Annotated in this window: 11 protein-coding genes; 4 read left to right on the forward strand and 7 right to left on the reverse strand. The window is 58.5% G+C overall.

Annotation, left to right across the window (positions count from 1 at the left end):
- Nucleotides 1–342: 342 nt before the first annotated feature.
- The 4 genes from QZ305_RS04800 to QZ305_RS04815 all read right to left on the reverse strand — a co-directional run bounded on the left by QZ305_RS04800 (nucleotide 343) and on the right by QZ305_RS04815 (nucleotide 5035).
- The gene (locus QZ305_RS04800) at nucleotides 343–873 is read right to left on the reverse strand and encodes an HdeD family acid-resistance protein (protein ID WP_294730496.1); all 531 of its coding nucleotides are present in this window, start codon (nucleotides 871–873) and stop codon (nucleotides 343–345) included.
- 136 nt (nucleotides 874–1009) lie between these two features.
- Nucleotides 1010–2485: a 4-alpha-glucanotransferase gene (gene malQ / locus QZ305_RS04805; protein ID WP_294730498.1), complete on the reverse strand. Its 1476-nt coding sequence runs from the start codon at nucleotides 2483–2485 to the stop codon at nucleotides 1010–1012.
- A 190-nt stretch (nucleotides 2486–2675) separates the two neighbouring features.
- Nucleotides 2676–3914 carry a pyridoxal phosphate-dependent aminotransferase gene (locus tag QZ305_RS04810; RefSeq protein WP_294730499.1) on the reverse strand — a complete coding sequence of 413 codons (1239 nt, stop codon included), beginning with the start codon at nucleotides 3912–3914 and terminating at the stop codon, nucleotides 2676–2678.
- Nucleotides 3911–5035 carry a bifunctional chorismate mutase/prephenate dehydratase gene (locus tag QZ305_RS04815; RefSeq protein ID WP_294730500.1) on the reverse strand — a complete coding sequence of 375 codons (1125 nt, stop codon included), beginning with the start codon at nucleotides 5033–5035 and terminating at the stop codon, nucleotides 3911–3913. The genes QZ305_RS04810 and QZ305_RS04815 overlap by 4 nt, the downstream gene beginning before the upstream one ends.
- 121 nt (nucleotides 5036–5156) lie before the next feature.
- Between QZ305_RS04815 and QZ305_RS04820 the strand changes: the two genes are divergently transcribed.
- The 4 genes from QZ305_RS04820 to QZ305_RS04835 are packed head-to-tail and all read left to right on the forward strand — an operon-like array spanning nucleotide 5157 to nucleotide 9454.
- On the forward strand, nucleotides 5157–6179 hold the full coding sequence (locus QZ305_RS04820; RefSeq protein WP_294730502.1) for a 3-dehydroquinate synthase family protein: 1023 nt from the start codon (nucleotides 5157–5159) through the stop codon (nucleotides 6177–6179).
- Nucleotides 6172–7311, forward strand: a complete 1140-nt coding sequence (gene aroC / locus QZ305_RS04825; RefSeq protein WP_294730504.1) for a chorismate synthase — start codon at nucleotides 6172–6174, stop codon at nucleotides 7309–7311. The genes QZ305_RS04820 and aroC overlap by 8 nt, the downstream gene beginning before the upstream one ends.
- A complete protein-coding gene (gene aroA / locus QZ305_RS04830; RefSeq protein ID WP_294730505.1) occupies nucleotides 7308–8570 on the forward strand; it encodes a 3-phosphoshikimate 1-carboxyvinyltransferase in 1263 nt (420 codons plus the stop codon). The genes aroC and aroA overlap by 4 nt, the downstream gene beginning before the upstream one ends.
- Nucleotides 8567–9454: a prephenate dehydrogenase gene (locus QZ305_RS04835; RefSeq protein ID WP_294730506.1), complete on the forward strand. Its 888-nt coding sequence runs from the start codon at nucleotides 8567–8569 to the stop codon at nucleotides 9452–9454. Before aroA ends, QZ305_RS04835 begins: the two co-directional genes overlap by 4 nt.
- 220 nt (nucleotides 9455–9674) lie before the next feature.
- Here the strand turns inward: QZ305_RS04835 and QZ305_RS04840 are convergent, their stop codons facing one another.
- The 3 genes from QZ305_RS04840 to QZ305_RS04850 are packed head-to-tail and all read right to left on the reverse strand — an operon-like array spanning nucleotide 9675 to nucleotide 14115.
- Nucleotides 9675–11870 (reverse strand): alpha-galactosidase, encoded by a 2196-nt coding sequence (locus QZ305_RS04840; protein ID WP_294730507.1) that lies wholly within the window; start codon nucleotides 11868–11870, stop codon nucleotides 9675–9677.
- Nucleotides 11855–13306 carry a sucrose phosphorylase gene (gene gtfA, locus QZ305_RS04845; protein WP_294730508.1) on the reverse strand — a complete coding sequence of 484 codons (1452 nt, stop codon included), beginning with the start codon at nucleotides 13304–13306 and terminating at the stop codon, nucleotides 11855–11857. The genes QZ305_RS04840 and gtfA overlap by 16 nt, the downstream gene beginning before the upstream one ends.
- Before the next feature lie 11 nt (nucleotides 13307–13317).
- On the reverse strand, nucleotides 13318–14115 hold the full coding sequence (locus QZ305_RS04850; RefSeq protein ID WP_294730510.1) for a carbohydrate ABC transporter permease: 798 nt from the start codon (nucleotides 14113–14115) through the stop codon (nucleotides 13318–13320).
- Nucleotides 14116–14124 lie beyond the last annotated feature (9 nt).

The following is a 14124-nucleotide window of genomic DNA, read 5'->3' on the forward strand; positions in this document are numbered from 1 at the left end:
CCGACTCGCGGCTCACTTATAATACCACAGCCACAGGAGAATGCAACCACTTTTTTGTTCTTTTTTTGTATTTTTTTCTTCTGTTCCACCGGTAAGTGCAAATCACGACGTTTCGTGCAACTCTCCCGGATTTCTCCTGAAGCCTCCGATCATTCCATGCAGGCCCATGCATTCGATACAGGCCCCCGCCAATCATCTGCAGCATCCACCCTTCCCATACAGCCCCCTTCTCCCCTTTCCTCATATCCGCCCTGTCCAGGGATGGCCTGGTCATCCCCATCGGCAGAACAGCTAAAAAACCGGCAGCTAATGCCACCGGTTTGTGTCCATAGGGATATTGCCTCAGGCTGCGAAGATGCCAATGGAGAGGTCCATGAGTCCCTGGGAGAGGAACAGCGCACCTACGTACACTGTGAGAAGTTCACCACTCTGGCTGGGGTTGAAGAGGAACATGCAAGCTACAACGAGCTGCAGGATGCCCAGAATCAGAATCGCCCACCAGCTGGATACGCCGAGGGATTTGGCTTCAAAGGAGAACCAGATTCGCAGGCCGGCGCCGATCAGAAGAATGACACCGAGCAGCAGGCCCAGAAAGTTCATGGTGCCGGTGAGGTTGCTGAACATCACAATGCCCAGGATGATGAGCACAATGCCCATGATCAGGCTGTAGCGGAAGATTTTGCGGAAGGCACCGGAGGAGAAATAGGAAATGATTTCCACGATGCCGTAGGCTACAAACATGCAGCCGAGGACCCAGCCCAGTGTGGGGGTGTTGAGTCCAGGATACATGAACATCCAGACGCCTGCGATGCAGGAAATGATGCCCATGAGGATATAGGCGATACGGGTACCGCCGGTCAGATTTGTTGTCATGAATACGACCTCCTTGAAAGGAAGCTCTCTCTTCCTGGTTTCATTATATAGAGTTGCTGCAGTATCCCGGTTTGGTATGCCCGGGTATCATACAAAGACCGCTGTCTGTCTGCTGCGACAAAAGGGCGGCTGCCTGTTATGGCAGCCGCCCGGATTCTTCGATCCATGGGCGCATTTTCATGAGGTCCTGCGGGAATGTCTTGAAATCCTTGAGTTTCCAGGTCCAGTTTCCCGGGTCGTCCAGCCCCGGTACATTCACCCGGGTTTTGCCTTTGTACCCGCAGATGTCCTGAATGGGCAGGATCACGGTCTGGGCGTCGGAGTCCAGCACATACTTGCAGACCATGTCATGGAAGGCCCGGAGGTTGTATCCGCGTTTCTTGAAGAAGCGACGGAGGCCGATCCGCTTGTTCTGATCGAATCCCGAATACTGTTCTTCCAGTGTGGCGTTGTCATGGTTGCCGGTGTACAGGAAGCTGCTGGATTTGTCGGGTTTTTTGAGTGCCTTGGTATCCATGCGGTACTGCAGGACGTCCATACCCTGTATGCCGTAGGCTTCCCGGAGTTCCGCAACTTCGGGTCTGGGCATGCCCAGGTCTTCCGCCACGATCTGGCGGTCACCGGCGGATTCCAGAATGGCTTCCATGAGCGGTCCCCGGGGTCCCAGGATCCACTTGCCGTCTCTGGCGGGTTTGTCCGCCGGAATGCGCCAGTAGGTGTCCATGGCGCGGAAATGTCCGATGCGGATGATGTCAAAATACCGGGCCATCCAGGCGATCCGCTGCCGCCATACCCGGAAGCCGTTCTTTTTCTGTTTCGCGAAGTCATAGGTGGGCATACCCCACTTCTGTCCCTCCGGATGTTCTTCATCAGGGGGGAGTCCGGCTTCATAGATCATGGTCCCGTCGGGATTGACCATGTACTGATCCCGGTGGGCCCAGATGTCTGCCGAATCATAGGCGGGGTAGAACTGAATGTCGCCCATGAGTGCCAGTCCCTTTTCCCTGGCATGCGCAGTCACTTCCCGCAGCTGGCGGTCAAAGAGCCACTGGAGAAACTTGTGGTACAGAATCTCGTCCTGATACTCCTCCAGGTCGATGTTGGTGGGATCCAGGGGCCAGTCCCGGTATTCTTCTTCCCACTCTGTCCAGGCCCGGAGATCGTACATGTTCTTGAACAGGCTGTACACCGCCCAGTCTTCCAGCCAGAAGGCATCTTTTTCGAAGTTCCGGAAATCTTCCCGGAATTCCTCCCGGCGTTTCTTGAAATTCCGGAAGGCCCGCCGGACATACGGCTCCTTGAACTGCCGGACTTCGTCATAGCTGACGTAGTCCTTGAACTTGTTGCAGTTGACAATGGAAGACTGAGTCAGCAGTCCCATCTCCGCAAGCCGGTCAATGTTGATGTAAATCGGATCTCCCGCAAAACTGGACAGTGTCTGATAGGGAGAATGGGTCATCCCTGTCATTTTCAGCGGCAGGATCTGCCAGATGCTGAATCCGGCAGCCGCCACTGCGTCAATCATTCGAATTGTCTTTTGTCCCAGGTCTCCGATCCCCTGGTTGGCGGGAACCGAAAACAAAGGGCACAATACCCCCGCACGCTTCTTCATTTGTTCTGTTCCTCATGCAGCCGCAGAATTGCAACCACTTTCATTTTTATATATTCTAACACAACCGGCGGGAGTTGGACCGGCGGATTTTTACAATCCACAAGTCAAGTGACCGGAAACTGCCGAAAAAGAAACAGGGCACAGGGCCCTGTCTGCAGAATCCGGCTGTCTGTTCGGTTCCGGAGAGGTCTCAGGCGGCCTGGACCCGGTCGAGGATGTCCTTCATCCGCCGGGCGAGTCCCCTGACTTTTTCCAGAGGCATGGAGCAGATCGCCACCCGGATGCCTTTGTTCACTTTCACTGTATAGATGTGGTCTTCCATCAGCGCTTCATGATAGCGGTCCCGCAGGCTGTTGTCCATGGCCAGGGTCACAAAGAATCCCTCTTTGTAGGGATAGTGCTTCAGTCCGGCTGCCTCGGCTTCTTCCAGGAACAGTTCGCTTCGCTGTTTCAGCAGATCCACGTAGGCCAGGCGCTGGGCATCGTAGTCCGCCAGGTGATTGTCCAGCACATCCACGAACATGGCCATGGCGCCGTTGTTCACGTTGCTCCAGGTGGCCCGGGCGTCCTTTTCAAACACCGTTTTGAGCTGCTGCACGATCTGCGGTTCTTTTGCCATCAGGATGGCCGCCCCGCAGCGCATGCCGTAGCTGGTCATGGATTTGGACAGGGAGAAAGCCACGACGACTGCCATGTTGCCGGAGATATCATCGAACACGGAGAAGTACTTCTTCGCTTCTTTCTGTCCATAGGCAAAGTCGATGTAGGCAATGTCATTGAGCAGCACCACCGGGCAGCGGCGGGAGCACTCGTTCAGAAAATCAATCACCTGTTCCCATTCTTTGCGTGTCATGGAATAGCCTGTGGGATTGTGGCAGGGGTCATTGATGACCACCACCAGCTTGTCCTGTTTCTCCATGGTCTTCCGGCAGGCGGCTTTCAGGGATTCGATGTGGAAATGATCGCCGTCAAACAGCTCGTATGTTTCCGTTTCCAGATTGTTCATCTGCGCCATCAGGCTGTAGGAACCCCAGGCGATTTCCGGCAGAACCACTGTCTGTCCCGGGTCCAGGCACTCCTGGATCGTCATGGCCACTGCCCCGGTGCCACCGGGTGTGGCAATGACTTCCCTGTACAGGTGACTGTTTCCGTCCAGGACCCAGTCGATGACTTTTTCGCGGAAATCCGGATTGCCGGTGAAGCCTGCGGCGTAGGAAGCCAGCACTTTGTTGTCCAGGTGTTTCAGGCTGTCAAAGACACAGTCCAGAGCCGCCAGTTCGCCGGCTTCCGTGAACAGGGACCCGATGGTGGCGTCGGTCACCGCTTCCGGGCCCAGAGCCTTTTTCGCTTCCTTCGCCCTGTTCACAATGGCAAACACGGTATCCACGATGGGTGTCTGGCTGACACTGTCTTTTACAAAATTGTTCATGATATCTCCTTTTCTTCCTGACTGCCGGCTGCGCCCTGACGGTCATATACGCCCAGGGGCTGAATCCGTTCGCAGACGGATTTGAGATCTTCCAGCAGCGCGTCGATCTGGGCCGGGTCCCGGAAATCCGCCAGTTCAATATAGAAATAATACTCAAAGGGGTAGGGGCGGCGGGGACGGGACTGTATGGAACACATGTCCATGCCGGCACCGGAGATCGTTTCAATGATTCGTCCCAGGGCACCCACTTCGTTTTTCACCGTGACGATCATGGAAAACCGGCTGCCTTCCCTGGCAGGCTGACGGCCCACCACCAGAAACCGTGTGGTGTTGTTCGTGTTTTCCATGATGTGGGTGCTGAGCACCTTCAGTCCGTAGAGCTGCGCATTTTCTCTGGCACCGATGGCTCCCCGGGTCCTGTCGCCGGTGTCCGCCACATATTTGGCAGCCATGGCGGTGTTGGGATAGGCCACAGGCTCGGCCCCCAGTTCCTCGAGAAAGCCTCTGGCCTGGGCCAGTGCCTGATCCTTGGAATACACCCACTGGATGTCCTTCAGCGTGGCATCCGGTGTTCCCAGCAGACACTGTTCCACCGGCACATCCAGCACTTCCCGGATATACACCGGATACTGCGCCAGCAGATCCAGCACTTCTCCCACCAGCCCGGAGTTGGTGTTCTCAAAGGGAATCACCCCGTACTGCGCGCTGCCGCCCAGCACTGCCTGGATCACCGCTTCAAAGGTGGGGTGACTCTGCAGCATGGCATCGGGAAATCGCCCCCGGGCGGCCATATGAGAAAAGGCCCCTTCCATGCCCTGACAGGCCACCACATCCCGGCAGATCCGGCGCTGCTGATGGGCCCGGCTTTGCGCCATCATGGTTTTCAGCAGCTGCACCCAGCTGTCCCGGTACGCGGGTTTCACCCAGGCTGCGTCCTTTTCCAGTATGGCGGCTTCCCGTTCCGGCTGGAACACCGGCAGGTCATGGCGCTTTTTCCAGTCCGCCACCGCCTCCACGGTTTCCATGCGCCGCTGGTAGAGTGCCGCCATCTCCCGGTCGATCCGGTCAATTTCCTTCCGCGCTTCCTCCAGACCGGGCTTTCTGCCCTCTGTCTCACTCATCGGATCACCTCATCCCCGCGTACATCGTACGCTGCATTTACCGCCCTATCATAACGCAAATTTTCAGGGAGTGAAAAGATTTTCAGAAATCCCATGGTATGATTCTCACGAGGTGAAAAACATGAAGATGCAAGTGAACCTGCCGGGGCATTCGTACCCTATATATATAGAACGGGGAGCCCTGGCCCGTGCCGGGCAGCTGATTCCCCCTTACCGGCGAATCTGCATTGTGACAGATGACGGCATCCCCCGTCAGTGGGTCAAAGCCCTCCAGACTGTGCTGCCTGCTTCCTTTGTGGTGACCATTGCCCAGGGCGAAGGCTCCAAGAACCTGACTGTCATGGAACAGGTGCTGACGCAGATGGCGGATGCGGGCATGACCCGCAAGGATGCGGTGGTGGCGCTGGGCGGCGGAGTCTGCGGCGATCTGGCGGGATTCTGTGCGGCGGTCTACATGCGGGGCATCGACTTCTACAACATTCCCACCACCGTGCTCTCCCAGGTGGACTCTTCGGTGGGCGGCAAAACCGCCGTGGATCTGGGATCGCTGAAAAACATCATCGGCGCGTTCTGGCAGCCCCGGGGGGTCATCATTGATCCGGAAGTCCTGAGCACCCTGGACGACCGGCAGATTGCGGCGGGTCTGGCGGAAGCACTGAAAATGGGCCTGATTCTGGATTCGGAACTGGTGGATCTCTTTGAGCTGGATCCCCTGCCGGTGGATGACATCATTGCCCGGAGCATCGATCTGAAACGCATGATCGTGGAAGATGACGAGAAGGAGCAGGGCCGGCGTGCACTGCTGAACTTCGGCCATACCGTGGGTCACGCCCTGGAAGGCGCCGCGGGGCTGAACACCTGGCTGCACGGAGAATGCGTGGCAGCGGGCATGGACTTCATGCTGGATGACGACGCCCTCCGTCAGCGGGTGGCGCGGCTGACGAAGAAACTGGGACTGCCTGAAATCCCGGTGCCGGACACGGATCTGCTCATGGACTACATACGGCATGACAAGAAAACCGGCGACGATGGCATCACCATTGTGACGGTGGCCCAGGCCGGCCAGGGACAGCTGTCCAGAGTGTCTTTTGAAGAGGTGCGCCGGCGCATTGATGCCCGGCGGCAGGAGACAGAACATGAGTGACACCTTCGGCCTGCTGCTGAAGCTGACCATATTCGGGGAAAGCCATGGTCCGGCCATCGGCGCGGTGCTGACAGGGCTGCCGGCGGGTCTGCCGCTGGATATGAAACGGCTGGAGGCGGATATGGACCGGCGCCGGGCCAAAGGCCGCATCTCCACCCAGCGCCATGAACCGGATCAGGTTCAGGTGCTCTCCGGCGTCTTTGAAGGCCATACAGCGGGCACGGCAGTGACGTTCCTGATCGAAAACAAAGCCCAGCGGTCCGGGGATTACGATCAGCTGAAATACCGGCTTCGGCCGGGGCACGCCGACCTGGCTGCCTTTGCCCGGTACGAAGGCTGGCAGGATTACCGGGGCGGGGGACATTTCTCCGGCCGAATCACCGCGGGCCTGGTGGCAGCAGGGTCTCTCTGCCGGCAGATTCTGGAACGCCGGGGAATCCGGATTGCTTCGCACATCGAACGGCTGCACGGACTGCAGGATCGTCCCTTTGACTTTGCCAGCCTTGACCGGGAAATGGATCTGGCGCAGAGCCTGGAGTTCGGGGTGCTGGATCCAAAGAAAGCCGCAGAGATGCAGCGGCTGATCGAAGAAGCTGCCAGTCAGGGTGATTCCGTGGGCGGTGTGCTGGAAACCGTGATCACCGGGCTGCCGGCCGGCATCGGCGATCCCTTTTTCGATTCCGTGGAATCCGAACTGGCACATCTGCTGTTTTCCGTGCCGTCGGTCAAAGGCGTGTCCTTCGGAGATGGCTTCGGGCTGGCCAAACTCTATGGTTCCCAGGCCAATGATCCCATCATCCCCGGCGGCAATGGCACCGTCGTCACAGCCACCAACCGCAATGGCGGACTCAACGGCGGGCTGACCAACGGCATGCCGGTCATCCTCCACACAGCCATCAAGCCCACCCCATCCATTTACAAAGAGCAGGACTCGGTGGATTACCGGACAAAACAGCCGGTGAAGCTGCAGATCACCGGCCGGCACGATCCCTGCATCATTCACCGGGCCCGGATCGTGGTGGAATCCGCCGTGGCTTTCGGGCTGCTGGATCTTGTCATGATGCGGGATGCCCAGATCAGACTCCGGCAGGAAACCGGCACCGGGGCAGAACCGGGAAAGGAGCCGGCATGAACCAGATCATCCATCCCGCCTGCATCCAGGGAACGCTGGCCCTTCCCCCTTCCAAATCCATGGCCCACCGGCTGATGATCTGCGCCGGACTGGCGGCAGGCACCAGCCGGATTTCCGGTCTCCGGGATTCAAAAGACATGCAGGCCACCCTGCAGTGTCTGAAGGCTCTGGGAGCCCGGATCTCCGGGGATTTCCCCACGCTGGAGATCACCGGCTGCGATCCGGCCAGCCGCATGAAGAAGGCAATGCTTGACTGCAACGAATCCGGCAGCACGCTCCGGTTTCTGATTCCCTGCACCGCCCTGAGCCCGGCAGCGGCTGTGTTCACCGGCAAAGGCCGGCTGATGGAGCGGCCCATGGGTGTCTATGCGGATATGTTTCTGAATCAGGGCCTGCGCTTTGAACAGGGAAACGGAGAGATTCTCGTGCAGGGCCCCCTGCAGCCCGGCCTGTTTGAGATTCCGGGCAACGTGAGCTCCCAGTTCATCTCCGGTCTGCTCTTCGCCGCCGGACTCATGCCGGACACCACAAAGATTGCCGTGCTGCCCCCCTATGAGTCCCGGGACTATGTGCACATGACCGTCTCCGCGCTGAAGGCCTTCGGCATCTGCGTCACGCAGCCCACGGATCACGGCTATGTCATCCCCGGCCATCAGACATACAGACCACGGCAGCTGCAGGTGGAAGGCGACTGGTCTCAGGCAGCGTTTCCTGCGGTCTTCGCCGCACTGAAAGGCAGCGTGAATCTGGAAGGACTGAACCGGGATTCCCTGCAGGGAGACAAAGTCATCGCCGATATCCTGCAGCAGGCCGGCGCCGGTGTGTCCTGGCACAGCGGCACCCTGACCATCGCAGCTCCGGACCATCCCCTGCAGCCCCTGGACGTGGACCTGGGACCCTGCCCGGATCTGGGTCCGGCGCTGTGTGTTCTGGCGTCCTTCATCCCCGGCACTTCCATCATCCGCAACGCCGGCCGCCTGCGGATCAAGGAAAGCGACCGGATCGCCGCCATGGAAGAAGAGCTGAAAAAATGGGGCGTCCAGATCTCCAGCACAGAGGACACCATCACCATCCAGGGGGCCTTGCAACACCGGCAGAGCCAGCCGGTGACCATCAACAGCCACAACGATCACCGCATTGCCATGGCCATGGCCGTCTTCGGCTGGTGCGCCGCATCAGACTCGGTGATCGAAGACGCCGGCGCTGTCACCAAGTCCTGGCCGGATTTCTTCGGAGACATGCAGGAGGTGCTGAAATGAGCCCAAAGGCCATGGACATGAACAGCCTTCACCCCAGATGGGCCGGCAGCCGGTGTGTCTTCGGCATCGTGGGCTTGGGAGTCATGGGAGGCAGCTTTGCTGCCAGGCTTCGGCAGCTGGGCTACAAGGTATATGGCATGGATCTGGATCCGGACACCCTGAAATACGCCCTGGAGCAGGGCATCATTGACAGCGGCAGCCCGGATCCGGCGCAGATTCTGCCCCTGTGCGATGTGGTGATCTTCTGCCTGTATCCCACCAGGATCCAGCCCTGGATTGAAACCCATCAGCAGGATCTGAAACCCGGTGCCCTGCTGCTGGAGATCTCCGGCGTGAAAACCGGCATCACCCAGCCGCTGCAGGAACTGGTGCGGCCGGACTGCGAACTGCTCTCGATCCATCCCATGTGCGGACGGGAATCCCAGGGGATCCGCTATTCCGATCCGAAGATTTTCGACGGCGCCAATTTCCTGATCATTCCCACCAGCCGCAACACACCGGAATCCCGCCGCTTCGTGCAGGGACTCGCCCGGGAACTGGGCTGCGGCACGATCTCCGAACTGGACCCGGAAAGCCACGACCGCATGATCGGGTTTCTTTCCCAGCTCACCCATGTGATCGCCGTCTCCCTGATGAACACCCACGAAAACAGCCACCTGGTGCAGTACACCGGGGACTCCTTCCGGGACCTCACCCGGATCGCCCGGATCAACGAAAACATGTGGCCGGAGCTGTTTCTGCTGAACCGGGACATTCTGCTGGAGGAAACGGATCAGTTTCTCGCCGCCGTCCAGCAGTTCCGCGAAATGCTGGCTGCCGGTGACCGGCAGGGCATGAAGGAAGCCATGATCGAATCCACGAAACGCCGGGAGAAATTCGGCTGATTCCCCTGGTGCCAATGGCAGCCGTGGCGGCTGCCTGACAGGGCGTGCAGTCTCATGAAGGCTGCTAGCTGCATCACATCACATCACAGAGAAAACGCGAAAAGAAAAAAGAGGAAGCCTCTGGACTTTGTCCCTGACCGGACAAGCTCTGCGGCTTCCTCATTTTCTGCATACAGATGTGTGAATCAGATGAAAGCGGAGAAAGAAAGCACAGGATACATCAGTCCGGCTGGTCAGCCGGTGCATCCTTCACCCGGTGAAGGACCACCATGACCGGGGCATCACTGCCGCTGGTGGCGGGAAGGAGCAGACCGCCGGTCATGAGAGACTGACCGGTATAACGGCCTTGATCCCTGTCTTCATACACGGCTTCGGGATCCAGCCCCCGCAGCCGGATCCGGCGGCGCAGGGCATTGGGCTCTGTGTCATACACCAGTCCCTGGACCAGGATGCGGTCTTCATCAGCAATTTCCCAGAGCGCCAGCCCCTGCTCCGGTCTGGTCAGGCGGTAGTACCGCCCGTGAAAAATCAGCGGCTGCAGCTCTCTGTACAGCCGGTTCAGACTGCGGATCTCCTCCCGCTCCAGATTATCCAGTGTGCCGGGATCCAGCTCATAGCCGAATGTCCCGGGTATGGCCGCAGCGGCTCTGGTTTCCAGCGTGGTGCGGCGTCCGGTCTGGTGATTGGGAGAGGCGGATACATGACTGCCCATGGTATCCGGCGGGTAGAAGAAACTGGTTCCATACTGAATGAATGTCCGTTCATGGGGATCGGTGTCATCACTGCACCAGATCTGCGGGGTGTAGTACATCATACCGGCGTCAAAACGCCCGCCGCCACCGGAGCATCCCTCGAAGAGCACGTCCGGGAATGCGTCTGTAAGCCGGTTCAGCAGACCATAGACCCCCAGCATATACCGGTGGTGCACTTCCGGCTGCCGATCTTCGGGAAGATGATCCGAATGCCGGTCCGCCAGGCTGCGGTTCATGTCCCATTTCACATAGGTGATGTGATTGTCTGCCAGGAGTCCGGAAAACACCTGAAACAGATGGTCCACCACCTGCGGATTGGTCATGTCCAGCACCAGCTGGTTTCTGCCCCGGACAGGTCCCCGTCCCGGTGCCTTCAGCACCCAGTCCGGATGCGCCCGGTACAGGTCGCTGTCTTCGTTGACCATCTCCGGCTCAATCCAGATGCCGAAATCCAGACCGGCGGCGTTGACTTTTTCGATCAGGGACTGCAGAGACCCTTCCAGCTTTTCCTCATTGACCTCCCAGTCCCCCAGTCCGGCATTGTCCGAATTCCGGCTGCCGAACCAGCCGTCATCCAGCACCAGCAGATCGATGTCCATGTCCGCAGCCTGACTGGCGATGTCCAGAATCGTTTTCCGGTCAAAGTTGAAATACGCCGCTTCCCAGGTGTTGATCAGCACCGGCCTGGGCCGGTTCCGGAACCGGGGCGGAATCAGGCGGTCCCGGATCAGCTGGTGAAAGCGCAGGGACAGCGTTTCCAACCCCGCATCGCTGCGGATGAGCACCGCTTCCGGGGTCTGGAACGATTCCTGAGGAGCCAGCTTCCAGGAAAATCCCTCCGGGTTGATTCCCATCACCAGACGTACCTGGCCCAGCTGGTCCAGTTCCGCCTGAGCCTGGAAGCTTCCGGAATACACCAGCATGGCCCCCACGGCCCAGCCGCTGGTCTCGGTGGTATCCGGTCCTGTGAGAATGAGAGCCGGGTTCTGCTGATGGCTGGAAGTGCCCCGGGTGGAGGCCGCCGACACCACCCCCTGTTCCAGCCGCCGGCGGGTATGCTGCCGTTCCTTGTTGTGCCGTCCGGTGAAGGTGATCAGATCCACCGGTTCCCCGTGATGCACGTCCAGAGCCAGGCTGGCGGCCCGGTCCAGACGCACCGGTGTATCGGACTGATTTTCAAACCGGGCGCTGCGGATGATGGCATCATGTTCCTCATCCACCACATAGAACAGGTCGCAGGTCACCTGCGTGACTCTGTCCGCCAGATGCAGCACCAGAGTCTGCAGACCCGGGTGGTCTGCCCGGATGTGCGGCAGACCTTCCAGAGCCGGTCTGCCCTCCAGGATCTCATACCCTTCATAGCGCAGATCCAGCCCCCGGCTGTCATCCAGTGCCGCGGCGCTGATGCGGTAATCTCCTGTGCCGGTACAGGGATATTCCTGAAGTCTGGTATCCAGAGAATACGTGCGGTCGTTGCCGGCATCCGCAATGCTGCCGGCAAAGCCCACATCCGGATAGTCCTGCAGGTAGTCCATCACCTGTCCGCCGGTTTTCGGCCCGTACCACAGATGAGACACAATGTTGTGCCGGTCCGCCTGGATCTGATAGCAGGTGTTCGCTGTTTCCAGCTGAAATACACGGTCTCCGATTACTTCAATGGCCATAGTCTTTCCCCCCGCTTCAAATCTTCAATCACAAAGGTGCCCCCGTCAAAGTCACAGTCCAGCATCAGGGCTTCCTGACCGGCTCTTCGGATCATGCACAGATGACCATCCGCAGCTGTCACGTCCAGATCTCCTTCCAGATCGAAAGCCGGATGGGTGTTGCGCAGTTCCATCAGCACTTTCAGATTCTGCACAACCGGACGTTTCTGATTCTCTTCGATCTCCTTCAGGCTGTAGCCATGCCGGTTGATGTCCCGCCCGTTCCGGGTCTTCTCCAGCAGCTCCAGGTCGTTTTCTCCCGCCAGCAGCCCCACGTAATACACCTGAGGAATACCCGGAGCAAAGAACTGGATGGCTCTGGCCATGAGATACCGCGCATCGTCGTTGCCCAGGGCGGAATAATAGGTTGTATTCACCTGATAGATGTCCAGGTTGCCATATTCTTCGGAGCTGTATTTCCGGTTGAGATTCGCCCCTTTTTCATACAGCAGGTCCAGCACCCGGTCTGTTTCCTCCTGCGGCAGCAGATCCCGGACATCCACGATTCCCAGTCCATCATGGGTGTCCAGCGTGGTGTACTGATGCTTCGGGCTCATCTTCAGCCAGTTCGCCAGCCAGGTGCCGTTTCCTGTGTACAGCGCATGCAGCGTCAGCACCGGGAGGGCAAAGTCGTAGATCCAGTATCCCCGCCGTGCCAGACTCAGGGGAATGGTGTAATGTTCGTGAATCTCCGGCAGAATCTCCACGCCCCGGGCAGCCATCCGGGATTCGATCCCCTCCAGCAGTTCCCAGATTTCCGGCGCCTCAAAGAAGCAGCTGCCCCCGGGCTTTTTCACCGCATAGGCAAAGGCATCCAGCCGGATCACCGAAGCGCCGTGATCTGCCATGCCATCCAGTGTGCGGTCAATGAATGCCCGGACCGCCGGACTGGAGACATCCAGATCGATCTGATCTTCCGAGAACGTGCACCACACCTTGTCTTCGGTGCCATCCGCAAACCGGGCCTCGATATACGGCGCGCGGGGCTTGCGTTTGTAAATGGCCTCTACCTGTTCCGGTGTGGGTGCTCCGCCGGGCCAGAACTTCGAGTACCGGATGAAGAAATCCTTCCAGTCGGATTCATCTTTCCGGGCAAGGAAATCCTGATAGTACGCCGACTGGGCGGAGATGTGATTCACCATGAAATCGAACATCAGCCAGCGGTCTTTTCCAATGGCTTCCACATCCGCAAAGCTTCCGAACACCGGATCCACGGATTCATAGGTCTTCGGGGAAAATCCTCTGTCTGCCCCGGAGGGAAAGAACGGGAGGATGTGGACACCGCCGACGGCTTTGTCGTACCAGGTATCCAGCGCTGTTTTCAGCTCTTTGAGATCTGCTCCGAGAGAGTCGGCATAGGTGATGAGCATCACCCTGTTGTCCCGCTGTCTGGTCATAAAACTGTTTCTTATCCTTTCACGGCACCGTTGGCCACGCCATTGAGAATCTGTTTCTGGCAGATGATGTAGAACACCAGAATCGGAATCAGCGACAGGACGTAGGAAGCGAATGCCAGATTGTAGTTGGTGCCGAACTGCGTCTGGAAGTTCAGCTGGGCAATGGGCAGAGTGTTCTGACCGGTGCCCGACATGATGACCAGAGGGGTCATGACATCATTCCAGGTTCCCAGCGCGGTCATGACCGCCACCGTGGCGTGCATGGGTTTCATCATGGGAAAGATGATCTTCCAGAACGTCTGCCAGGTGGTGAGTCCGTCCACCTGGGCGGCTTCTTCCAGCACCACCGGGATGTTCTTCATATACCCGGCATACAGCATGACGTTCATGGGCATGTAGAACACCAGATACAGCAGAATGACACCGAACTGGTTGCCCAGGTGCATCTGGGCGGTTTCCTTGACCAAGGGCATCATCAGAATGGCGAAGGGCACGAACATGCCGCTGACGATGTAGAAGTACACGGTTTTGAACCGTTTCCGGGCATTCATGCCCCGGCCCAGGGCATATCCCGCCAGGGAATACACCAGAATCGCCAGAATGATCGTCCCCACGGTAATGAGCAGGGAGTTGCCCAGGGAGTGCCAGAAGTCCGTCACCCGCATGGCTTCCGCAAAGTTGGAAAAACTCCAGGTTTTCGGCAGGGACAGCGCCCCTTCCACGCTGTTGGTCATCTCCGAAGGCTGCTTGAAGGCGATGATGATGGCCATGTACAGCGGAAAGAAAACCGTCAGGGTTCCCAGGCACATAATGAATGT

Origin of the sequence: uncultured Faecalibaculum sp., assembly GCF_910588395.1 — a bacterium.
In the GTDB taxonomy this organism is placed as follows: Bacteria; Bacillota_I; Bacilli_A; order Erysipelotrichales; family Erysipelotrichaceae; genus Faecalibaculum.